Consider the following 19,785-nt stretch of genomic DNA (forward strand, 5'->3'; position numbering starts at 1 on the left):
GCGATTTGTCGTATTGGACAGGGTCACTGCTCGCTGCGGTTGGCCTCGGGCTTTTGCTGATGATGGTGAAGATATGCGAATAAGTTTGAGGTATGAATGTAGGCTCTTCTGTCGTTTTTCGCTAGTACGTCGAGAATAATGCCGGCGATGATGGATAACAGGCCGACCAGAATTAACAGCACTGAACCGATAAGGGTAGGAATGCGCGGGACTGATCCTGTGCGCCAGAATTCAAGCATTACCGACAAGAGAAAACCGAAACCGACCAGGTCTATCAGCAAACCGCAGCCTCCAAAGAAGGGAAGAGGTTTGTACTCCCTGATCATTCTGAAAATGGTGGAAAGTACTCGGACTCCATCGCCTACGGTGTTGAGTTTGCTGTGGGAGCCCTTAGGGCGGTCGCGGTACTGAACGGGCATTTCATACAGCCGTAGATTCCTATCCAGGCTGTGTATGGTCATTTCCGTTTCCACTTCGAATCCATGGGACAGGATCGGGTAGCACTTCACATAGGTGAACGAAAAAGCTCGGTATCCTGTCATAATATCCTTGACGCGCGCATGGAAGATGCCGTTGATTGCGGAACGGACCAACCTGTTGCCGACGTTGTGGAAGGGTCTTTTGTTCTCCTGGAAGTAGGTGGAGCTTAGTCTGTCGCCTATCACCATGTCATAGCCCTCGAGGATTTTGTCGACCATGGCGGGAGCGCTTTCCGCTGGATAGGTGTCGTCGCCGTCGGCCATGACATACACGTCGGCGTCGATGTCTTCGAACATGGCTCGTATGACATTGCCTTTGCCTTGGCGCGGTTCCGGTCGGACTACTGCGCCCTTGGATTGCGCTATCGAAGCTGTCTTGTCTGTAGAGTTGTTGTCATAGACGTAAATACTCGCCGTTGGAAGTGCTTTGTGAAAATCGTCGATCACTTTTCCTATGGTCTGTTCTTCGTTGTAGCAGGGTAAGAGAACGGCAATAGTGACATCTTCCAAGGCAGGCTTCATGATTAACACTATACATATAGGGATTCTCAGATCGGGGCCGATATGGGATTATGGAATTTGTGGGCAATAGCAGAGGCATGTCCAATCCGCGTACCGCGCTCAGGTTAGCATAGACCACATGCAGCAGCTATTTGAAACTGGATCTGATGCCTGGAAGCAACTTGATGGCTTGAGCAAACGGCAACGTCGATTGGTTATTTCAGCAGTCAACTATCATTCGTTGATGCAGCCTGGTCGAGAACTGCTCTACAAGATCTATATGGGTGAAGACTGGCAGTATCCCCGCTTAACTGACACGTCGACTTTGAACGGTTCTCTAACTAAGGGAGCCGGACTTCAACCTGTAGTCGAATTCAAAGCCAGGTCAACATCCAAGCCTAAGACAGCCTTTGCTCCTCACTATTTTGACCAGCACCATCAATTGGTTGACTGGAATGAACGGTATGTGCTGCTTACGCCGGACGATGCCACTGATATGACGGTCAAGGCCCGGAATCTATCCTCTCGGCTGCCTATGCGCAACCAGATCTACAACTACTGCGAGCTGCATTTTCCTCTCCTGTTTGATCAAGTTCGCGAACTGCTCCGGCGCAGTCGTGAGAAAGCCGGATACCAGGCTATTGAGACTTATCGTCCCGATTCAACCAGCGACCTGTTCGCTCATGGGGCTGTGCATCATCCAGGCAGTCCCATCGAGCCTGGGCAACCGGACTCTTCGGCTCCGAAAGCTGTCATTATTGCCATGCATTGGCTGCAGCCTGGGGGAGCCGAGCGTTGGGCCATGGAAACAGTAGCTCTGGCTCGTAAAGCGGGACTATTGCCTATCGTCATCACCAACAACGACAGTCATCAGCCGTGGATTGTCAACGAGGATTTTGATGATGCCCTCGTCATCAACCTGACTTTTCCTGCACAGGAGGGCATCGGCGACGTGCCGCTGCTCAGGGCTCTGTTTGAGCAGTACAATATCCGAGGCGTCATGATTCATCACAATCAGTGGATGTATGACCGGCTCTGGTGGATCAAGCGGTACTATCCGCATACGTTCATTGTCGACTCCTTGCATATTCTTGAATACCACGACCGCGGTGGCTATCCCAACCAGAGCGTGAGCCGCGACCCTTATATTGATCTGCACCACGTCATTTCGCCCCAACTGCAGGATTGGCTGGTCAATCATCATGGCATAGCGGCGAAAAAGGTGGTTATGGCGCCCTTGGTTGGTCTGACTGCCGATCAAATGCATCCAAGGTACAAGGACCGCGTGCAACAGGGCGTCTTCCATGTCGCTTTTGTGGGAAGAATGACCAGACAGAAGCGTCCTGAGGCATTCATCAATGTCGTCAAGGAAATGGAGCGTCGTTTCCCGGGTCGTTTTCGGTTCATCATGCATGGCAGCGGCGATATGGACCTGGAGGTGCGCAAACTTCTGGAGAAATATGGTCTGGATCGTGCAGTGGAACGGCGCGATGTCTCTCAGCCGGTTTCTGCAACATATGATTGGGCGGACGCTCTGCTGATCACGTCAATCAACGAAGGCATTACTCTTACGACCATTGAGGCAATCAGTCGAGGCATGCCGGTGTTGAGCGCTGATGTCGGTTCCCAATCGACCCTGGTTCCTAGCCAGGGGCTGTTGCCTCGGCAATCGCTCGGGCTGGTTCGCCAATCGGTCCGTTCCTTGCAGAGGATGAATGATCATGAACAGGATCGCAGACGGTTGTGGACTGCGGAGCTGGAACGGCTTCAGGAGTTTTCAAGGAAGGAATCGGCCGACTCCTTCTTCACCCGAATGTTGGGAGAATGGGCGCAGTGATGAATGCTGTAGATAACCGACGGAATGTGGCTGCTGTCGTCGTCACCTTCAACCGCTTGGAAAAGCTGAAGAAGGTTCTGGCTTCTCTGGAATCCCAGACCTTCCTGCCCAAGGCTCTGATCATCGTTGACAATGCTTCGACTGACGGGACTGCAGATTACCTGCATGAATATCAGGATGCATTTTCTCTCAAGGGGAAGGTGGAGCTCCGCGTTGTCACTCTGCCGAAGAACGTCGGCGGGGCCGGCGGCTTCTCCGCTGGCATGCGAGAAGGCTACCGGATGGGTCTCGACTACGTGTGGATCTTCGATGATGACGGATATCCTGAGCCGGATGCCCTGGAAAAGCTGCTCGGAGGCTATGAACAAGCCACCAAGGCTTTGAGCCCGGATATTCCCTTTGCCTGCTCCTTGATCAAGTACATCGACGGGACCATTTCAGAAATGAACAATCCTGTGCCTACCTGGGACTGGGGCAGGTTGCGGGCCATGGGGCTCAGGGATCTGGTGCTGATCAATCAGGCGTCCTTCGTATCCGTGCTCATCCCGCGTTGGGTCATGGAAGCCTACGGACTGCCCTACAAGGAGTACTTCATCTGGTTCGACGATGCCGAGTACACGCTGCGCATCACCAGAGACTGCCCCGGTGTTCAGGTTCTCGATAGCGTTGTGGTGCACGATATGGGTGAGAACAAGGGGGTCAATTTCTCGATGATCAACGAGAAGAACGCCTGGAAGTTCGCCTATGGCATCCGCAATCAAGGATCCTACAGGCTGCATCACAAGAGCCTGGTCCATTATTTGCTTTTTTGCGCTCAGGTTTGGTATGCCATGCGATCCGGAGGAGTCGATAAGAAACTGCGCCGTCAGATGTATGGCAAGATGATCGAAGCTATACGGTTCAACCCGTCGATCGACTATCCGCAGTTGTGAACAAGGATACTGGCGTTCAAGAGGGAAATATCTACCATTTATGATTTTCGTCGTTCTGTTATCGAGGGCTCGGATCAAGCGTGACGAACATCGCGAAAGGAAACAGTAGAAAAGATGATGTGGCTTTCCTTCCTAGCATCAATGCTGCTGACTGCGGGCTTGCTATATATTCCGGGTTTTCTGCTGGTTTCCGCACTCGGATATCCTAGACGTTCCTCCTTGCTGCTCTCCCCGCCAATAGCCCTGGCGCTGTTTGGGATCTTGGAAATACTTGAACAGAAGATAGGCATAAAGAGCACATTCGCAACTGTGGCGGGCGTCTCACTCTGCATATCAGTCATTCCCCTGCTAATCAGAGTGATAGTGCGCAGACTTGGCGTGAATACGTTGCATCGCGATGTCAGTGCCACTGTGGCAGACGGTGATATGCAGAAGCGGCATGACTGGCCGGTGTTGTTTGGCTTCTGGGCGTTCGGGTTCTTCATTACTGCCCTGGTGTTGGTTCGTAATTTCGATGGTCCAGATTCATATTCGCAACTATTCGATAACGCATGGCACATGGGCATAGTCAGGAAATTCCTGACCACCGGGGATATGTCGCCTTTGACTTCTGGCACTATTGTTCCAACAGTCGGCTCATCCTTCTATCCAACTGGTTGGCACTCGCTGGTCGCACTGGTGGCTGGCGCTGTTGGTGTGAGTCCTTTGATTGCAGCGAATGCGGTCAATGCTTGCATTATTGCACTTGTGTTCCCCGGATCCATGTTTCTTTTGTCGAAAAAAGTGCTATCCGATTTGCGCCCAGCGATGGTTCTTTGCATGTGCACTACGTTGATGTTTACTGCATTTCCATGGCGATTTTTGGTGTTCGGCCCCTTGTATTCGAATCTGTTGTCGTTTGCGATACTTCCATTATCCATGGTTCTTTTCCTGAATATCCTTGATGCGAGGAGCAGCGGGAGGCGCCGAGCTCAAGATGGGGCATTGCTGGTAGCAACTATGGTCGGCGTGGCAATTACTCAGCCGAATGCGGTGTTTACCATGGGGATCTTTCTTGTTCCATATCTGATGACTCAAATACCGAGATATTGCGACTCCCCAAGACTCAGAGCCAAACGGGCTGTAATGGTACCAGTATTGAGCGTAGCGGTACTATTGCTGATCGCTTGTGTATGGGTTGGCCTTTACAAGGTGCCATTTATGCAACGGACTGTACGCTGGGGTTGGCCATCGTTCGAAACCAAGCCGCAGGCCATATTCGATATTGTCTTCTTGGGCTTTCATGATGCCGAGCCACAGTTTGTGCTTGGCATATTGGTAATGCTCGGATTCTTATATGTATTGATTCATAGAGAATATTTATGGCTGGGATGCTCACACATGTTGATGTGTTTTCTTTATTTCCTCTCGGCTGCTACTGATGGACGATTTAAGGCTGTGCTTACAGGATTCTGGTACCATGATGCCTATCGTTTGGGGGCTTCGGCAGTGTTCACGGGCATACCGTTGGCGGCTATAGGCCTATGGTCACTGATGAACATGATTGTCAAATTGCTTGATGGCGTTATGCTTGATGGCCATGATTCACGCCAGCGGATCGTGTTGTTTGCCGCCGTGCTTGTTGTCGTGGAAATTATGAATTTCTTCCCGAATTACCATATGCGCGGCAGCCACAGTGTCGATACGCCTTTCGGCGCTGTTACCAGGGATCTGCGCTATACAAATTCGAGAGACGAACCCAAGAGCTACACTGCTGACGAGCAACGCTTTGTTCAAGAAGTTCGTCAGGTTGTCCCATCGGGATCCTTGATTCTCAACCAGCCATACGATGGCAGCGTATATGCATGGGGAATCGATGATCTGAACGTCTATTACAAGGCATGGCAGGGCAATTGGCTGGGTAGGCCTACGGCCCAGAGCAGGTTGATCATGAACGGTCTGGCCTCCGTGAATGAGGATCAGCATGTATGCCAAGCTGTCAAGGAATCGCATGCGCAGTACTTGATGCTTCTTGATCGTACCGACTATAAGCCGGACCCTGATGACAAGGCCAAGGTGATTTCCGACTATGCAGGCTATAAAAAGCGTGATTGGCAGGGTGTTGACGCCATTCATGATGGCACGCCTGGTTTCACTCCGGTTCTTCAGCAAGGCGTTATGCGATTGTACAGAATCGATAGTCGCGCATGCTAGCTGAAGTTATTCAATAGGACTGTTGCGTGTGGTCTGATCATCTATGCCTGTATGCCTGCCGGTTGTCCTACCAGAGAGATGAATCCGCGAGACTGCTCTAGTGACGGGATTTACGACAAGGAAATTGTATACGTAACTGACAAGCATGAGCATGAGGAAAACGACGGTTATAGCGGTTGCTGAGAAAAACAGTTTAGTAAAGAGACCTATCGGCTCTGGGCTATGGAAAACTATGTCCCATAGTAGTGGCTTAATCAAAAAGTTCTCATGAATCAGATATATGCCCAGAGTAGATGGTGCAAGAGCAATGATGAGCTTGCTCCAAACGGTATCGGCACGGTTGTGTGTGCGAGTCTGTGCTATCCAGATGAATATGACGGTACCGGATATCACAGCAAGTATTGGCGAGGCCCCAGGACCAGCGGTCAAAAGGTTGGCTGGCGGATCGCCCAGGATAGCAGTTATTGAGTTCTGCCTGCCAAGTACGTGTGTGCCCACTACGCACAGGCCGAAGCTGACCACAGTGCAAATAAGTGCAGAATACCAATGGATGCGCGGCAGTCTTTTAGGGTAACGCCGGATGTTCGCGCCAATAAGATAAATGGCAATCAGATAACCGCAATCGGTATAGTACTGGCTCTGTGCATTGAGTATTCGCCATATCAGCGTCACCCAGATGATCATGACAGTCAGGATCCATGATTGTGCAGAGGTTAAATGATCCATAAGTTTGTTGATGAATGGGCTGAAAGCGGTCATGATGAAATATGCGCTCATGAACCAATAGGCTATTTCAGTGATGGGGAGGAAAGAGATCAGACCGCTTTTGATGGTCACTCCGGCCAGGTAGTGTTCAGGAATGGCATGGGTCCATCTCAGGAAAAGGAACAATAAAAATATGGGTGCTGAGTAGAGGAAAATCTGCATCCACAACTTCCACAGGCGTTTGATGGGGCTAGTCGTTTTAGTTGCTACAAAATAGGCTGATATGAGCACAAATAGCGTAACACCCACCTGGCCAAGAAAACTGAGAGCGTTGTGAGTCGATCCAGCCCACGTCCCCGTTTGCGCAGGATCGTTGTGTACTGCCCAGTTGTCATCGGCGAAAAAGTGGGTCGTGACAATAAGCAGCATCGCGACGATTCTCAGGAACTCGAATTTCCAGTCTCGTTGCTTGTTCGGCATAAGGCCTCCAGAACAGTCTTCAAACTTGGTCGTGGATTGCTGCGACTCTTTTTGATAGTACTCAAACCATTGTGTCAGTAATGAACAAAGGAAGCAGGGGAGTTCTTGTCATTGAGGGGCTCTGGTAGTCTGTACGGTTGTGAGAAGCATCGTAGATAGATTACGCCAGCGATACCACTATTCATTGGTTATTCTGCGTGAGCTTGTCAAGACTGATTTCAAGCTCAGGTATCAGGGATCCTTTCTTGGGGTTGCCTGGTCGGTTCTGCAGCCGCTGATGCTCTTTGTGGTCATGTATTTGGTCTTCGCTAAATTCCTCAGGATGACTGATGGCACGCCGACCTATCCTGTTGTGCTGCTTCTGGGCATAAGCTCCTGGCAGTTCTTCAACGAGTCGACTTCCGTAGGCCTGCGTTCGATTGTGGATCGCGGCGACCTCCTGCGCAAGGTGCACTTTCCCAATTACATCGTGGTGGTATCGGCTACCATGGGGGCGCTGATCAGTTATGGCATCAATCTGATCGTCGTCCTCATCTTTGCCATCTTCTGTAAGGTGCATTTCACTTGGAGAGTCCTGTTGCTGCCCATCAGCGTCTTCCAGCTGTATATTCTGGCCCTGGGCTTCACGCTGATCATGGCTACCATGTATGTCTACTTCCGCGATGTGTCGCATATCTGGGACGTGTTGCAACAGGTGATCTTCTATTCCATTCCTGTCATCTATCCTCTGACGGCGGTGTCAGGAATCCACCATTGGTGGGGCCCTGTCGTAGCCAAGCTGCTGTTGCTCAACCCCATTGCGCAATCCATTCAGGATATCCGGCATTCATTCATCGCGCCGGAAACCACCCCCACGGTATGGAGTAAAATCGACAATCCCTTCGTGGCCATGATCCCTATCCTGCTCACTGTGATCATAGTGGTTTTGGGCGTGTGCGTATTCCGCAAGTACAATCGCAAATTCGCCGAGGTGATGTGATGAGCAAGGCTGGGGAACCAATCCGTCAGAAAGACGATCGGCCCGTAGTCCTGTCCGTAGAGCATGTGGACAAGGTCTTTCGGCTGCCTACTGAACAGGCCACAGGACTCAAGCAGGCCTTTATCAACTGGACCCGCGGGATCAAGGGATACAAGGAGCAGCAGGTGCTGCAGGATGTGTCCTTCCAGGTGCATAAGGGTGACTTTTTCGGCATCGTCGGGCGCAATGGCAGCGGCAAGTCGACCCTGCTCAAGCTGATTTCAGGCATCTACTACCCTGAACGCGGCCATATCTCCTATACGGGCAAGCTGGTGCCATTCATCGAATTGGGCGTGGGCTTCAACCCGGAGCTGACAGGCCGCGAGAACGTCTACCTGAACGGAGCTCTGCTGGGATTTACCCCCAGCGAGGTCGACGCCATGTACGATGACATCGTGGACTTTGCTGAACTGCGCGAGTTCATGGATCAGAAGCTGAAGAACTACTCCAGCGGCATGCAGGTGCGCCTGGCGTTTTCGGTGGCAATCAAAGCCCAAGGCGACATACTGATCCTGGACGAGGTCCTTGCAGTCGGCGATGAGGCCTTCCAACGCAAATGCGATGATTACTTCACCGAGGTCAAGAAGGATCCCAACAAGACGGTCATCCTCGTCACCCATGACATGGGTGCCGTAAAGAAGTACTGCGACCGGGCGATTCTGATCAAGGACGGCCACGTAGTGATCAATGGCGACAAGGATGATGTCGCCAACCGGTACACCTTGGAGAATCTCAAAGCCCCTGACAAGCAGTCGGACAGCAACAAGCCCGGAGACGAATATCCGACTGGCCTCAGCGCTCAGGTGCCTCTTCTGCGTGCCTATCCGGTATCCTCCTCGGTCTGCAGGAGTTCGGATACCTTCCGCTTTGACGTGGAATACGACTGTGCTGAGTACGACAATCTCTATATGGCCGTTGCCATGCACGATACCCGGCGTGGCGGTATAGCCTATGACACGGGTGCCGATACCATACGTCTAAAGGACTGCGGGCATCGGGTAGTGCATTGTTCGGTACCCTTGAACATTTTCAACAATGGCGAATTTCGTCTTGTCGTGTCCCTGCGCGTGCGAGATGACGCGCAGACGGACAACAATGCTCCCACAAAAATGGTTGCCTTCACCAATGACGAGAACTCCTGCGTCTTTGCCATCAGAGACAAGCGGAACAGGGAATACGCTTTGCTGAGCGACCGCGGGCTGCAGATCAGTCTTCTGGGCGGCGAATCACTCTAGTCTGTCAGTTCTTGCAGCACTTTCGATAGAATTAGGGCATGAGTCGCGAAAGCCAGGGAAAGAAGAGCATGAATTCCCCAGATGAGCCCACCGTCAGGGTCGTCGCCCTGGTATTGGCCGGTGGGGTTGGCGCCCGTATGCGTGGACCGGTGCCCAAGCAGTTTCTGGTAGTTCGCAATAAGCCGGTACTGGTCTATACCTTGGAAGCTTTTCAACGGGCAGTGGCTGTCGAGGACATCATTGTCGTATCCCTGCCCGAGTGGACAGGGATCGTTGAGCAGTATGTCAAGGATTGCGGGCTGACCAAGGTCCGGTCCGTCTTGCCTGGAGGCGCCAGCGGATTCGAATCCATTCGTTGCGGTCTGCATTATCTGGAGGAGCAGTATTCTCCTGAGGACATCATTTTAATCCATGATGGTGTTCGCCCCTTGTTGACTGAAGAGGTGATCAACGCCAACATAGCCGGCGTGGAGAAATACGGCAATGCCGTCACCGTAGTGCCGGCAACCGAGGCCTTGCTTCATACCGATGACGGCGAGTCAAGTAGCCGAGTTGTTGAGCGCTCTCACATCATGCGAACCCAGACTCCGCAGAGCCTGCGTCTGCGCGATCTTTCACTAATCCATCGTCAGGCTGATGAGATGGGCATTCATGATTCAGTCGCTACCTGCACGCTGCTGATCGAAACTGGTCATGTGGTTCATGCGGTAGCTGGGGACAATTCCAATTTCAAGCTCACTAGTCCCGAGGATGTGGCGCTCTTCGAGGCTTATCTCGATGCAAGGGAAATGGCCTGATGACCGCGGGAAGACGAGTTGATGCAGCCATTCTGAAACAGGATGTGAATGACCTGGCTGATGCTCATCCGGACCTGTGGCGGCAGCTGGATGGCTGCAGAATACTGATGACCGGCGGAACAGGCTTTGTGGGTTCCTTCATTTTGCATCTGATGGCTGCTTTGCGCCGTCGTCATGGCTTGCATATCGATGTTCTTGCTCTGGTCAGGAGTCGGCAACGTCTGCGAGATGTTTTGGGCGGCGATTGGGAAGGCTCATGGCTGCAGATCGTGGAGCAGGATCTTCGCGCCCCCCTCTGTCTGAAAAACGAAGGGCCGGTGGAGTATTGCATCCATGCCGCCAGCAATGCCGACCCCGTGGCCTACCAATCCGATCCCTTGGGGACCATGATGACCAATGTTGTTGGGACTGAACAGATCCTGCAATATCTGTCAGGCCTGGACGCCAAGCCTTCCCGGATTGTTTATCTGTCCAGCATTGAAGCCTATGGGGGTCATAGCCAGGGGGGGATCCTCACGGAGGAGGATACGGGAAGCTTCGATCCGGCTGTGGTCCGCAACTGCTATCCAATCAGCAAGTTAGCCGCTGAAAACCTTTGCGCAGGGGCATGTCTGCAGCTCGGTCTTCCAGTGACCGTGGCGCGCATGGCCTATCTGTATGGGCCAGGTGACCGTCTCGACGATCCCAAGATCGTCACGCTTTTTTTGCGGATGCTTAAGGAGGGCAGGGACATCGAAATGCACAGTCCTGGTCTGCAGCGACGCAGTTATTGCTATATCAAGGATGCGGTCTATGGCATCATGCTGCTTCTGCTGCGTGGTCAGGATTGCACATACAATATCGCCAATGGCGAGGAGGTAGTCACCATAGCTGGGGTGGCTCAGCAATTGACACAGCTTTTTGGGCGCCCGGGCGGTCTGGTGCGGCAAGGGCAGCCCAAGCAGGATGAGCTTGCGCGCTTCTCGCCTCCGGAGGACAATATTCTTGATACTTCCAAAATACGAGCTCTGGGATTTGAGGCGGAGGTCGGGCTGGCTCAAGGACTGGAACGCACCGGTCGGTATTTCGGCATGCGGCCGGCCATATGGCAGGCCGACAATGTCGCAGTGAAAGGCATGGACAATGAATAGCCGTCTGATCGCCGACATCAAGGGGCGCCTGCCCATTTCCTCACGGTCTTTGCGGGGCTTCCGGGCGCAGGACGATGCCAGATACGCCCAACTCCTTCAGGTGATTGATGATCAGCAGAAGGCTTTAGGCAAGGCTCAGGAGAGTATTGACCGTCTGGAGAAGCAATGTCGTGGGTTGAATGAGACCCTGGAATACGTCCATGATTCGAATAGCGTCATGTATTGGCAGCTGTTCCGGGGAGATCATGAGACGACTGAGCAGGCTCAACTCAGATTCTTTAGAGGGTTGCCCAAGGCCGAAGGTATTCATGCGCTCTTCCAGGATGCAGAAGCCAGGCTGTTCGAACTCTTCGATCAGTTTTGCCGGGATCACGAGATCTCCTACTGGGGTACCGGCGGTACAGTGCTGGGCGCCTTTCGCCAGCGGGATTTCATCCCCTGGGATGACGATATTGACGTCTACATCACTCGTGAGCAGTTGAGCCGATTGGAAAAAGCCGTGCGTGAAGATGGCCGTTTCCGTGTCACAGTCGTCTGGGATTGGTATGTGCCATGCAAGCAGATCAGATTCCGGTCTACAGATGAGGCCAACCCCTGCTTCGTTGATCTTTTTCCGCTGGATTGGGTGTCGGACGATCCGGAGGATGCATGGCGGGTCTGCACCCAGGAGCGTGTGCAGTATGTCCAGGAAATCCGCAGACAATACGCGAGTTCCTCCTGGAGCCGGGATGTTTATATTTCCGGCGCAGATCCTCTGATACCCGCCTTGGAATCCGACCTGCACGCACACTTGGAGGATCTGGCGGCTCGCGTGTCCATCCTGCCCACGGCTGATGGGGCTACAGGATTGATCAGGGGCATTGAGAACATCGACGAGGTGCGCCCGTCCGGCCCCTACTTGACCGGTGACTGGACCGGTTCAACGACTCTGCCTTTCCGTGGGATCGCTGTTCCGGTGCCCAGCAATTATCGTGAGTACCTGAGTAAGGCCTATGGCGATTACATGGCTCTGCCGCGTGACATGCATTCTCATGAGCATGTCGCTGATGACTACATTGCCTCGCCCGAAGCGGTGCAAGCCATGCGTCGGATGCTTTCGGATGATGGGGAACGGACCCCTGACTATGAAGAACGAAAGTAAGGCATCCGGGCTTCGTTCGGGCAGTGTTGAGGACCATGAGTCAGCTGGGCCTTCATGCCTGATGGTTACTGGGGGTGCCGGGTTCATCGGCACGAATTTTGTGCGTTATGTGCTGGCGCACCATCCCGACACGCACATCGTAGTGTACGATCTGCTCACCTATGCAGCCAAAATAGATAACCTTCATGGCCTTATTCCCGATCGGATCGACATGGTCCACGCCGATATCTGCGATGTCGAATCCGTGGATCGCGCCATCCGCCAGTATCATGTCGATGCCATCGTCCATTTTGCGGCTGAGTCGCACAACGACAACTCCATCCAGGATCCGGAGCCCTTCATCAGGACCAATCTCTATGGCACCTATGTTCTGCTGGAAGCAGCCCGTCGCCACGATCTTCGCTTTCATCAGGTATCCACGGACGAGGTTTTCGGTGATCTCGACTTCGGTGATCCGCGCCGCTTCACTGAAACCAGTCCCTACCGGCCCTCGAGTCCATATTCGGCAACCAAGGCTGGGGCGGATCATCTGGCGCGTGCCTGGTGGCGCACCTATGGAACCCGGGTGACCATATCCAACTGCTCCAATAACTACGGTCCCTATCAGCACATCGAGAAATTCATTCCGCGGCAGATCACCAACATCCTGTCCGGAATCCGTCCGCGAATTTACGGCCAGGGTCGAGCGATCCGGGATTGGATCCATGTAGAGGATGATTGCCGGGCCATTTGGAGCATCCTGGTCCATGGCACGCCGGGCTCAACCTACCTCATCGGCGCGGATGGCGAGTTGAGCAACATGGAAGTGCTCAGGATGATCCTGCATCTTATGGGCCGCGGGGCCGACGAGTTCGATTTGGTGGCAGACCGGCCTGGAGGAGACCGTAGATATGCCATTGATGCGGGAAAGATACGTCGGGATCTCGGCTGGCGGCCTCTGCATCGGGACTTCGAGCAGGGTCTGGCTGAGACGATCGCGTGGTATAGCCGTCATCGCAAGTGGTGGGAAGGTGATAAGCAGGCTGTAGAGGCTCGCTATCGGAAGCAGGGACACTGATACTTGTGGCTGTACCACCCTTGGATGTAAACTAGGTGGGTTCCCGTCGTGGCCAGAGGATCGTTCTGCCATGATTGGGGTGCAATACACCCTCCTGTCACGGAAGGTCCGTGACCTGTAAGTCCAAAGGAGGTGGGTGATGTCTGCGCATAAGTATGAATTGATGTTCATCGCCGATCCGGCCATGGATGAGCGCTCGCTGAAGAAGCTGACCGACCAGTATCTCGAGGTGGTCACCAAGGAAGGCGGCTCTGTCGACAGCATCGACGTCTGGGGCCGTCGCAAGCTGGCATATGAGATCGACAAGCACAAGGAAGGCAACTACGTGGTGGTCGAGTACACCTGCGAGCCCTCCGCCAGCGCTGAGCTTGATCGTGTGCTCAACCTGAACGAGTCCGTCATCCGCACCAAGATTCTTCGCAAGGATGACAAGTAGGCAAACAGCAGGAGGGCGCCGAATCGTCGGCTGACATCCGGCCCTCGGGTCAAAAGGTCCGAAGGCGCGGGATCCGCCCCTCAGGAGGCCCATCCCCAAGTCCTCATCCCAAGGAAAGGTCGTGACATGGCAGGAGATACATACATCACCGTGGTGGGCAATCTCACTGCGGATCCGGAGGTGCGTACGACCTCCAACGGAGGCACGGTGGCCGACCTGACCATCGCGTCCACGCCCAGGCAGTTCAACAGGAACTCAGGGCAGTGGGAGAACGGCGACTCGCTCTTCCTGCGTTGCTCGGCCTGGGACTCCACCTACAGTCCCATGGCCTCCAATATTCAGGCCAGCCTGGCCAAGGGCATGAGGGTGATCGCCCAGGGTCGTCTGGTGCAGCGTTCCTATCAGGATCGTGAGGGCAACAACCGCACGGTCGTGGAGTTGCGTCTGGACGAGATAGGACCTGCGCTGACGCGGAACACCGCTCAGGTCACCAGGAACACCAATGTTGACGGCGGATCCCGTGGCGGTTTCGCAGGCTCCAGCAACGGTGGCTACCAGGGCGGGGCTTCCTACCAGGGCGGTGGTGCCGGTGCGGCATCGGCTCCTATGGGCCGTCAGCAGCCAGCACAGAGCCAGCAGGCCCCTGTTCAGGATCCTTGGTCATCGACCGGGTCCGGCGATTCCTTTGGATCCTTCGGTTCCACCGGCGAGTTCGGCGGTTCCGGGGACGAACCTGAATTCTGAAGTTTCATAGCGTCATCAGTCATTTAAGGAGTATCAATGTCACGTAAAAGGCCGCAACCGCCGGTCAAGCCCTTCAAGAAGAAGCCGAATCCTCTGAGGGCCGCCAAGATTCATACCATCGATTACAAGGACGTGGCTCTGCTGCGCAAGTTCATCTCGGACCGCGGCAAGATCCGTTCCCGCCGCATCACCGGCGTCACCGTCCAGGAGCAGCGCGAGATTTCCAAGGCTATCAAGAACGCCCGCGAGATGGCCCTGCTGCCCTACGCCACCAACGGTCGCTGAGGGAGGTCAGAATTATGGCAAAGGAAACCAAGGTTATTCTGACTGATACCGTGACCGATCTGGGTCACAAGGGCGATGTTGTCGCAGTCAAGCCCGGTTATGCACGCAACTTTCTGATCCCCCAGGGACTGGCCTTCGCCTGGTCCAAGGGCGCTGCCGCGCAGATCGAGTCCCTGCAGCGGGCCCGTCGCGCCAAGTCCATGGCCACCCGTGAGGATGCCGTGGCTGCCAAGGCCGCCATCGATGGACAGACCGTCGAGATCTCAGCCAAGGTGTCCGATTCAGGCAAGCTCTTCGGCGGCATCTCCAGCGATGCCATCGCCCAGGCTCTTCGTCCCCTGGCCGACGTGGATCCCCGCACCATCTCCGTGGAGACCATCAAGACCACCGGCGCGTTCCCGGCCACCGTAGCCCTGCATCCCGAGATCTCGGCCGCTTTTACGGTCAAGGTCGTCGCAGAGTAGCAAATCAGGGTCGGCGTTCGTTTTCAATTCGCCGATCCTGATCATCCCGTAACGATCCTTTTTGCAATAGGGATCTGGGCTTAAGCAGGAGGCCTTCCCGCAGCGGATAAATGCGCGGGAAGGCCTCCTTATGCGTTACTGGCGGCTGCTCACTAGAAGTTGCCACCGTTCCAACCCCAATCAGTAGTGGCCGTGTAACGGATGTAGGTGCGGTCCTTGGGGATGGACAGCTCTGATTCCAGGGTATCCATGATGGCCTTGGTCAGGCTTTCCCAAGCGGACTTGGGGACGTCGCTGCCGAAGACGTTGACTTCCACGTAGGCGGCAGGCCTGCTGTCGTCGCCGCCGAAGTAGATGGGCATGTCCGACTCGAAGGGGCACATGAGCCAGCCTTCGGACTTGCCGGGAACAGCGCTGATGGCCTTGCCATAGGCGGTCTTGATCCGTTCGCGCTGTTCAGCGGTGATGGGCGTGCTTGCATGAGTGTGGATAACGGGCATGATGCTTCCTTTCCGGTCCGTCCGGTATGACCAATAAGGGCGATTTGGCCCGTCCGGCGGATGGCCACTATATTGCCATATCCATAGTAGCTTCGGCCGGGTCGATGGAGGTCAGCACCAGCCGAAGGGACGATGACTCAGGGACCAGGCCCCCAGACGGTGGGCTACCGAACGCGGATTGACTGGTTTGCCCGGCGCCGGTGCGTCCAGCAGCCACTTGCGGATCAGGAAGTTCCAGATGGCCACCACCACGGTGGCTGTGATCTTGGCGATGTTGGAGTAGAGCAGGTAGCGGGCATGCATGGTGGTAATGGCATCCGGGGGCAGCATGGCAGTGCCCATCCACAGGATCGCCTCGTTGATCCCCAGGCCGATTACCGAAGAGACCAGGAAGACCGCCATCTCCATCCACCGGGCCATGTCCTCGCGATGCTTGAAAACGTAGCGCATGCTGGCCAGATAGTTGAAGACCAGCGAGATCAGGAAGGAGATAGCCCCGGCCAGGACGTTGTTCAGGTGCGGTCCCATGATCAGCAGGTTCATGATGCCGATGTCGATCAGGAAGGCGATGACGCCCACGATGCCGAATTTGAGCAGCTGTCCGATTAATCTACGCACGGTAGCCTATTCAATCATTCCCCCTGTGTTGGCGGGGTACTGTGGGCACCTTGTGCGCAAAAGCCTTACGTTATGCCCTTAGGCGGGCAACTCGGTCAGAATGGGTTCCTCGGTGCTGTTGCGGATCTGACGAAAGCCTACAAAGGCGATGGCCAGCGAGGTCAGAGCCAGTGTAGTGACCACTCCGAATCCGCCCTGGGAGCCGTAACGGTCGATGAACTGCCCGGCCACGGCCGAACCGGCCGAGGATCCGATCGAATTCATGGCGCTTAGCCAGGCCATACCCTCAGTGAAGCGGATGGGCGGCACCAGATGGAGCATGAGCTGGTTGCCGTTGATCCAGGTGGGCGCCTGACAGATGCCGATGACCAGGTAGATGGCCATGATGGTCCACAGATTCCTGGCGAACATGAAAGTTCCGATGCCCAGGTTGACCACCAGCAGGCAGAAGTAGAAACGCTTCCAGAGGGGGATGGTCCAGTTCTTGGCCCCGTAAAGCAGGGCGCCGACCAGAGAGCTGAAGGAGAAGCAGGCGAAGACGAACCCGGTCATCTGCTTCATTCCCTGCTCGGTGGCGAAGGCGATGATGGAGATGGACGCCGCGCTTTGGAAGGCTCCCAGGCCGAACCAGGTGGCGCAGACGGCGATCATGCCAGCGCTCCAGAAGGCCCCGCTGCTGCCGTTTCCGCCTTCTTGGGCCCGCAGACGAGCCACTTGCTGAGCCTGCCGCTCCCGGTACTCCTTGCGGGTGATGCCTTGGGCGCGGGCCATGTCCGTCTGCGAGGGCGGTTCGGTTTCTCGACAGGAGAGAAACATAAAGGCCCCGATCAGCACGCAGATCCCGGTGAAGGAGAAGGCCAGCACGCCCGAAATGACCGCCAGGATGGAGGCCAATGGGTTGCCGATCACCCACATGGCCTCGTCGAAGACCCCCGATAAGGACAGGGCCTGGTTGGTGGCTCGGTGGTCGCCGCGTAGCAGGTGCGTCCACCGGCTGCGGCTCATGGCTCCCCATGGCGGAATGGCCGCCATGAAAGGGGTGACCAGATAGAGCACCCAGGTGGGGGCGTGGGAGGTGATGGATGTAATCAAGACCATGGCTGCGACGACCCAGACCAAAACCGTGGGAATGGAGACCTGTCGTTGGCCGAACTTGTCGACCAGCTTGCCCAGCATGGGGCTTACCAGGGCCAGGGCTACGGCCTGGATGGCGGTCAGAGCTCCGGCCAGGGAATAGCTGCCGTAGTAGTGCTGCACCGAGATGGTGATGGTCATGCCCACCATGGGGAAGGGCATGGAGGCGATGACCGACCCCACCGCGAATCGCGCCGTGTGAGGCAGTCGCAGGAGCGCCGAGTATCCTCCGAAGATCCTGTGAACGGCTTCGACCAGAGCCGCCTTCAATTGCCGTGGCATGGGCTGTTCATCTCCCTTTCCTTGGGGCTTTCGCAGACCCGAAACATGTCTGCACGCAGGATTTTCCAAATGTGTAAAGGGTGTGGAGCTGATCGGGGGACTGCTACAGTGGTAACCATATCGGCGCCTGATGGGCACCATCCGGATACTGAGATTCTACCCCTCGCCATGGTCTTTCATGAGGCCCGCTGGGGGCCTGGGAGGTGGGTTGTGCCCGCGACGACCATTCATTTCGTCCGTCATGGCCAAGTTGATAATCCTGATCATATTCTCTATGAGCGATTGCCGGGATTCCATCTGTCTGACCGAGGCAGAGCCATGGTCGAGGCGACGGCCCGCTTTATGGCCGAAGCTCCCGGCATGCATGATCTGGAAGCCGTCTATTCCTCTCCGCTGGACAGGACCAGGGAGACCACGGCCATCCTTCTTGAGCAGATCAATCCCGGACGTGTCCGGCACGGTTTGAAACCCTTGGAGCCTATTTACGATAGCCGTCTGATCGAGGCCGGTAACGAATTTCGGGGCAAGCGCATCGGCCGTGGGCAAGGGGCTCTATGGCGGCCCTCCAACCTGCGGCTGATCCTGGACTTGCGCCGTCCCAGCTGGGGGGAGTCGTATCGGCAAATCGCCCGGCGAGTGGGTGACTTCGTTCGGCAGATGGTCCGCAGCCATCCTGATGCGCAAATTCTAGCCGTCTCGCACGAGTCACCCATTTGGTCATATCGCCACCTCTTGGAGACCGGTCATCCTGAGCACAATATGCTTCTTCGGGCTACCGCTCTGGCCTCGGTAACCTCTATAACCCTGGACTGTGATACCGGCAAAGTGCTGGGAATCGCGTACGCAGACCCGGCGGCAGGCGCGTGAAGACTGCCTGAGCGGCATAGGATGGCTAGGGATACTGTCGCGGATGACTGTCCGAGAACCTGATGAAGGAGCTGATGATCATGGTGGATGTACAGGCAAGCATGGAGGCGATAGCCGGACGGCCCGCCGTGGCTGAGGCAGCTGAGCAGGGGGCCAGACTTGTAGACCTTTGGCCTTTGACGGATGCCGGGCATCTGGCCAACGATGCCAAGTATGCGGAGGACCTGCAGGTGCGCATCAGCATGGTGCTGGCGCAGCTGATGACGGGCGGGGATGTGACCATTCCCGACGCTGAATACGTCTATGAGGGGGCTGAAGACATCCCCGGTCGTCCCCAGGAGCTGGTGGATGCCCTCATGGCGGCCAACGATGCCATCGAAGAGGCTGCACAGGCGCAAGGCGATCAGTCCAAGACGCTTGCGGACTTGGCTGAAACCCTGAGCAGCGGCTGGGATCAGGCTCGGCAGCAGGATGTAGCTGCCGGCGTAGTCAAGGCTGAGCAGTCGCTGAACGACCAGAATAAATTCCCCAATTCCCCGCAGGACGAGGAGGGCGTAGCGCGAGCACTGTCCATGAGCCTGATGATCTGCCGTGATCTACTTCAGCGCGCAGGCGCTGACCCTGACCATGCTGTGGCCGCCGCGCCAATCCTGGTCTATGTCAATGAGCTCAATGAGCGACTGGGCATTCCCCGGGGCTTCCTGTCCGACGAGGATGTCACCCGCGCCCTAGGGTTGCTGGATGATCCGGAGGCTTTCGCAGATCTGCTGGCCCCTCTGACGGGTGCTGAGTGGGACCATCATCGTCAGGAAGTGCTCTGGGATCCCGAGGAGGCCAAGCGCAAGGCCAAGGAGGATGACGAGCGCAAGAGCCGCGAGGCCTTGCAGGCCAAGTTTGCCCATGTGCCTGAGGAACCCAACAAGCCTCATATAGAACTTTGAAAACCTCTG

General features: G+C 55.4%; 20 protein-coding genes. 15 read left to right on the forward strand and 5 right to left on the reverse strand.

Annotated elements, in window-relative coordinates; translation table 11 throughout:
* Positions 1–23: 23 nt before the first annotated feature.
* Positions 24–1,001 carry a glycosyltransferase family 2 protein gene (locus tag ACUIAD_RS03780; protein ID WP_445343726.1) on the reverse strand — a complete coding sequence of 326 codons (978 nt, stop codon included), beginning with the start codon at positions 999–1,001 and terminating at the stop codon, positions 24–26.
* A gap of 169 nt (positions 1,002–1,170) precedes the next feature.
* Between ACUIAD_RS03780 and ACUIAD_RS03785 the strand changes: the two genes are divergently transcribed.
* The 3 genes from ACUIAD_RS03785 to ACUIAD_RS03795 all read left to right on the forward strand — a co-directional run bounded on the left by ACUIAD_RS03785 (position 1,171) and on the right by ACUIAD_RS03795 (position 5,942).
* Entirely contained in the window at positions 1,171–2,817 is a 1,647-nt protein-coding gene (locus ACUIAD_RS03785; RefSeq protein WP_445343727.1) for a glycosyltransferase, read from the forward strand.
* Entirely contained in the window at positions 2,817–3,749 is a 933-nt protein-coding gene (locus ACUIAD_RS03790) for a glycosyltransferase family 2 protein (RefSeq protein WP_445343728.1), read from the forward strand. The genes ACUIAD_RS03785 and ACUIAD_RS03790 overlap by 1 nt, the downstream gene beginning before the upstream one ends.
* Positions 3,750–3,863: 114 nt before the next feature.
* A complete protein-coding gene (locus ACUIAD_RS03795; protein ID WP_445343729.1) occupies positions 3,864–5,942 on the forward strand; it encodes a DUF6541 family protein in 2,079 nt (692 codons plus the stop codon).
* Between the two features lie 6 nt (positions 5,943–5,948).
* On the opposite strand, the gene ACUIAD_RS03800 is transcribed toward ACUIAD_RS03795, so the two are convergent.
* The gene (locus tag ACUIAD_RS03800; RefSeq protein WP_445343730.1) at positions 5,949–7,127 is read right to left on the reverse strand and encodes an acyltransferase family protein; all 1,179 of its coding nucleotides are present in this window, start codon (positions 7,125–7,127) and stop codon (positions 5,949–5,951) included.
* Between the two features lie 139 nt (positions 7,128–7,266).
* Between ACUIAD_RS03800 and ACUIAD_RS03805 the strand changes: the two genes are divergently transcribed.
* From ACUIAD_RS03805 to rplI, 10 genes are all read left to right on the forward strand, one after another.
* Positions 7,267–8,106: an ABC transporter permease gene (locus tag ACUIAD_RS03805; RefSeq protein WP_445343731.1), complete on the forward strand. Its 840-nt coding sequence runs from the start codon at positions 7,267–7,269 to the stop codon at positions 8,104–8,106.
* Complete coding sequence (locus ACUIAD_RS03810) at positions 8,106–9,380, forward strand: ABC transporter ATP-binding protein (protein ID WP_445343732.1); 1,275 nt, start codon at positions 8,106–8,108, stop codon at positions 9,378–9,380. Before ACUIAD_RS03805 ends, ACUIAD_RS03810 begins: the two co-directional genes overlap by 1 nt.
* A gap of 38 nt (positions 9,381–9,418) precedes the next feature.
* Complete coding sequence (locus tag ACUIAD_RS03815; RefSeq protein WP_110451620.1) at positions 9,419–10,177, forward strand: IspD/TarI family cytidylyltransferase; 759 nt, start codon at positions 9,419–9,421, stop codon at positions 10,175–10,177.
* Positions 10,177–11,307, forward strand: a complete 1,131-nt coding sequence (locus ACUIAD_RS03820; RefSeq protein ID WP_445343733.1) for an NAD-dependent epimerase/dehydratase family protein — start codon at positions 10,177–10,179, stop codon at positions 11,305–11,307. Before ACUIAD_RS03815 ends, ACUIAD_RS03820 begins: the two co-directional genes overlap by 1 nt.
* Complete coding sequence (locus ACUIAD_RS03825; protein ID WP_445343734.1) at positions 11,300–12,448, forward strand: LicD family protein; 1,149 nt, start codon at positions 11,300–11,302, stop codon at positions 12,446–12,448. Before ACUIAD_RS03820 ends, ACUIAD_RS03825 begins: the two co-directional genes overlap by 8 nt.
* A 61-nt stretch (positions 12,449–12,509) precedes the next feature.
* Positions 12,510–13,505, forward strand: a complete 996-nt coding sequence (rfbB, locus tag ACUIAD_RS03830; protein WP_445343793.1) for a dTDP-glucose 4,6-dehydratase — start codon at positions 12,510–12,512, stop codon at positions 13,503–13,505.
* A 139-nt stretch (positions 13,506–13,644) separates the two neighbouring features.
* Positions 13,645–13,941 (forward strand): 30S ribosomal protein S6, encoded by a 297-nt coding sequence (gene rpsF, locus ACUIAD_RS03835; protein ID WP_110451624.1) that lies wholly within the window; start codon positions 13,645–13,647, stop codon positions 13,939–13,941.
* Between the two features lie 126 nt (positions 13,942–14,067).
* The gene (locus ACUIAD_RS03840; RefSeq protein WP_445343735.1) at positions 14,068–14,685 is read left to right on the forward strand and encodes a single-stranded DNA-binding protein; all 618 of its coding nucleotides are present in this window, start codon (positions 14,068–14,070) and stop codon (positions 14,683–14,685) included.
* Between the two features lie 36 nt (positions 14,686–14,721).
* Positions 14,722–14,970, forward strand: coding sequence for a 30S ribosomal protein S18 (gene rpsR, locus ACUIAD_RS03845; RefSeq protein WP_015021310.1), 249 nt, complete (start codon positions 14,722–14,724; stop codon positions 14,968–14,970).
* A gap of 14 nt (positions 14,971–14,984) precedes the next feature.
* Positions 14,985–15,434, forward strand: a complete 450-nt coding sequence (gene rplI, locus ACUIAD_RS03850; protein ID WP_110451626.1) for a 50S ribosomal protein L9 — start codon at positions 14,985–14,987, stop codon at positions 15,432–15,434.
* Positions 15,435–15,586: 152 nt separating this feature from the next.
* Here rplI and ACUIAD_RS03855 read toward each other — a convergent pair whose 3' ends face one another.
* From ACUIAD_RS03855 to ACUIAD_RS03865, 3 genes are all read right to left on the reverse strand, one after another.
* On the reverse strand, positions 15,587–15,934 hold the full coding sequence (locus ACUIAD_RS03855) for a phenylpyruvate tautomerase MIF-related protein (RefSeq protein ID WP_445343736.1): 348 nt from the start codon (positions 15,932–15,934) through the stop codon (positions 15,587–15,589).
* A 111-nt stretch (positions 15,935–16,045) separates the two neighbouring features.
* Positions 16,046–16,552 carry a GtrA family protein gene (locus tag ACUIAD_RS03860; protein WP_445343737.1) on the reverse strand — a complete coding sequence of 169 codons (507 nt, stop codon included), beginning with the start codon at positions 16,550–16,552 and terminating at the stop codon, positions 16,046–16,048.
* 78 nt (positions 16,553–16,630) lie between these two features.
* Positions 16,631–17,968 carry an MFS transporter gene (locus tag ACUIAD_RS03865; RefSeq protein ID WP_445343738.1) on the reverse strand — a complete coding sequence of 446 codons (1,338 nt, stop codon included), beginning with the start codon at positions 17,966–17,968 and terminating at the stop codon, positions 16,631–16,633.
* 210 nt (positions 17,969–18,178) lie between these two features.
* On the opposite strand from ACUIAD_RS03865, the gene ACUIAD_RS03870 reads away from it, so the two are divergent.
* Positions 18,179–18,835 (forward strand): histidine phosphatase family protein, encoded by a 657-nt coding sequence (locus ACUIAD_RS03870; protein ID WP_110451778.1) that lies wholly within the window; start codon positions 18,179–18,181, stop codon positions 18,833–18,835.
* A gap of 80 nt (positions 18,836–18,915) precedes the next feature.
* Positions 18,916–19,776 (forward strand): hypothetical protein, encoded by an 861-nt coding sequence (locus ACUIAD_RS03875; RefSeq protein WP_445343739.1) that lies wholly within the window; start codon positions 18,916–18,918, stop codon positions 19,774–19,776.
* The last annotated feature ends 9 nt before the right edge of the window (positions 19,777–19,785 follow it).

The organism is Bifidobacterium sp. ESL0819 (assembly GCF_052606245.1).

What these genes read in the sequence shown, in the direction of transcription:
- ACUIAD_RS03820 (WP_445343733.1), top strand. Translation starts at nt 10,177, where the DNA reads ATGACCGCGGGAAGACGAGTTGATGCAGCCATTCTGAAACAGGATGTG.
- rpsF (WP_110451624.1), top strand. Translation starts at nt 13,645, where the DNA reads ATGTCTGCGCATAAGTATGAATTGATGTTCATCGCCGATCCGGCCATG.
- ACUIAD_RS03865 (WP_445343738.1), bottom strand. Translation starts at nt 17,968, where the DNA reads ATGCCACGGCAATTGAAGGCGGCTCTGGTCGAAGCCGTTCACAGGATC.
- ACUIAD_RS03855 (WP_445343736.1), bottom strand. Translation starts at nt 15,934, where the DNA reads ATGCCCGTTATCCACACTCATGCAAGCACGCCCATCACCGCTGAACAG.
- ACUIAD_RS03815 (WP_110451620.1), top strand. Translation starts at nt 9,419, where the DNA reads ATGAGTCGCGAAAGCCAGGGAAAGAAGAGCATGAATTCCCCAGATGAG.
- rplI (WP_110451626.1), top strand. Translation starts at nt 14,985, where the DNA reads ATGGCAAAGGAAACCAAGGTTATTCTGACTGATACCGTGACCGATCTG.
- ACUIAD_RS03840 (WP_445343735.1), top strand. Translation starts at nt 14,068, where the DNA reads ATGGCAGGAGATACATACATCACCGTGGTGGGCAATCTCACTGCGGAT.
- ACUIAD_RS03825 (WP_445343734.1), top strand. Translation starts at nt 11,300, where the DNA reads ATGAATAGCCGTCTGATCGCCGACATCAAGGGGCGCCTGCCCATTTCC.
- rfbB (WP_445343793.1), top strand. Translation starts at nt 12,510, where the DNA reads ATGGTTACTGGGGGTGCCGGGTTCATCGGCACGAATTTTGTGCGTTAT.
- rpsR (WP_015021310.1), top strand. Translation starts at nt 14,722, where the DNA reads ATGTCACGTAAAAGGCCGCAACCGCCGGTCAAGCCCTTCAAGAAGAAG.
- ACUIAD_RS03810 (WP_445343732.1), top strand. Translation starts at nt 8,106, where the DNA reads ATGAGCAAGGCTGGGGAACCAATCCGTCAGAAAGACGATCGGCCCGTA.
- ACUIAD_RS03795 (WP_445343729.1), top strand. Translation starts at nt 3,864, where the DNA reads ATGATGTGGCTTTCCTTCCTAGCATCAATGCTGCTGACTGCGGGCTTG.
- ACUIAD_RS03800 (WP_445343730.1), bottom strand. Translation starts at nt 7,127, where the DNA reads ATGCCGAACAAGCAACGAGACTGGAAATTCGAGTTCCTGAGAATCGTC.
- ACUIAD_RS03780 (WP_445343726.1), bottom strand. Translation starts at nt 1,001, where the DNA reads ATGAAGCCTGCCTTGGAAGATGTCACTATTGCCGTTCTCTTACCCTGC.
- ACUIAD_RS03875 (WP_445343739.1), top strand. Translation starts at nt 18,916, where the DNA reads ATGGTGGATGTACAGGCAAGCATGGAGGCGATAGCCGGACGGCCCGCC.
- ACUIAD_RS03790 (WP_445343728.1), top strand. Translation starts at nt 2,817, where the DNA reads ATGAATGCTGTAGATAACCGACGGAATGTGGCTGCTGTCGTCGTCACC.